The sequence below is a fragment of the Streptomyces odonnellii genome (assembly GCF_000981895.1).
Classification (GTDB): domain Bacteria; phylum Actinomycetota; class Actinomycetes; order Streptomycetales; family Streptomycetaceae; genus Streptomyces; species Streptomyces odonnellii.
In genome coordinates, this window is sequence record NZ_LATD01000609.1 from 1 (window position 1) to 1,860 (window position 1,860).

The following is a 1,860-nucleotide window of genomic DNA, read 5'->3' on the forward strand; positions in this document are numbered from 1 at the left end:
CCCGGCTCAGGCACCGTGCCCCCTTGCCCCTCGCCACCCACCGCCGCCGTCAGACGCCGTACCTCCTGGCGCCAGCGCGTCGCATAGCCGTCACCGCCCCTGCGGGCCGTGCGCCAGGCCGCCGCCAGGTCGTCCCCGTACTCCCTCGGCGGTTCCTCGCTCAGCAGGGCCACCACCTCGGCCGCCCGGCGCGCGCCCACTTGAGCCGCGCCGTCCAGGAGGGCACGGGAAAGCCGGGGGTGGAGGCCAAGACGGGCCATCCGGGTACCGCGGTCGGTCGCGCGGCTGGCACCGTCGACCGCGCCGATCGCGGCCAGTACGGAGCGCCCGGCGGCCAGCGCGCCCGCCGGGGGCGGATCCAGCAGCGCCAGGCCCTCCGCGGAGGGGTCGCCCCAGCAGGCCGCCTGGAGCGCGAAGGCCGTCAGATCCGCGACCTTGATCTCGGGGGAAGGGAAGCGGACGAGTCGGCTGTCCTCCGCCTCGCTCCAGCAGCGGTAGACCGTCCCCGGGGCCTCGCGCCCCGCCCGCCCGGCCCGCTGCCCGGCGCCCGCCTGGGACACCCGTACGGTCGTCAGCGCGCTCAGCCCGCGCGCGTGGTCGGTACGCGGCTCCCGCGCCAGCCCCGCGTCCACGACGATCCGTACCCCCGGAACGGTCAGGCTGGACTCGGCCACCGCCGTCGCCAGCACGACCCGCCGCCGGACGGCTGAGTCCGGGGACCCCGGGGAACCGGCCAGGACCGCGTCCTGCACCGCCGCCGGCGCCCGTCCGTGCACCTGGAGCACCTCGGCACCGGTGTCCGTCAACTGCCCCGCCACCCGGCCGATCTCCGCCACCCCCGGCAGGAAACAGAGCACATCGCCCGCCCGCTCGGCCAGCGCCCGCCGTACCACCGACGCCACATGCGCCAGCAGCGCCGGATCGACCCGCATCCCGTGCGGCGGCCGTACCGGCACGCCCGGCGGCGCCCACACCACCTCCACCGGATACGACACGCCCCGCGCCTCGACCACGGGCGCGTCCCCCAGCAGCCGCGCCCACCCCTCCGCGTCGGTGGTCGCCGAGGCCGCCACCAGCCGCAGTTCGGGCCGGAGCGCGGCCCGTACGTCCAGCAGGAACGCCGCCGCCGTGTCCGCGTCGAGATGCCGCTCATGGCACTCGTCGAGGATCACCGCGTCGACCCCGGCCAGCTCCTGGTCCCGCTGGAGCCGCTGGAGCAGCACCCCGGTGGTCACCACCTCCACCACCGTCCCGCGCCCCACCGCACGCTCCCCGCGCACGGTGAAGCCCACGCGCTCCCCGACCCGCTCCCCGAGCAGCCACGCCATCCGCCGGGCCGCCGCGCGGGCCGCGATCCGCCGGGGCTCGGCGACGACCACCCGCCGTACGGGACGGCCGTTGCCGACCAGCCCGGCCAGCACCAGCGGCACAAGAGTCGTCTTGCCAGTGCCCGGAGGCGCGCAGAGCACCGCGCAACCGTGCGATTCGAGCGCCCGCTCCAGCGCGGGAACGGCGGTACGGACGGGCAGACCGGCCAGGATGTCTTCGCGGATCACCCGCTCAGTGTCGTACGAGCACGACACCCGGTCATACGAACGGCCCCCGTCGCCACACCGAAGCCGCGCCCAGTGCCGTACCCGTACCTGGACCCCGGCCCCCGAACCGGCCGCACCCGTACCCCCGCCGTACCCGTCCCCGTACCTTCAGCTCCGCCCTCAGTCCCGTTCGCAGACGAAGATCGCCGTCCCCGGGATCAGACTCCCGCGCAGCGGGGACCAGCCGCCCCACTCCTGCGAGTTCCAGTCCGGCCACTCCGGCTCCACCAGGTCGACCAGCCGGAACCCGCCCGCCACCACGTCC

1 protein-coding gene and 1 pseudogene are annotated in these 1,860 nt (G+C 76.3%); both read right to left on the reverse strand.

What is annotated here, in order from left to right:
• On the reverse strand, nucleotides 1-1,556 hold a 1,556-nt coding region (locus WH07_RS35610), incomplete at its 3' end, for a DEAD/DEAH box helicase (RefSeq protein ID WP_046509378.1).
• 159 nt (nucleotides 1,557-1,715) lie between these two features.
• A pseudogene (locus tag WH07_RS38530) lies at nucleotides 1,716-1,860 on the reverse strand (SAM-dependent methyltransferase); the annotation flags it as partial.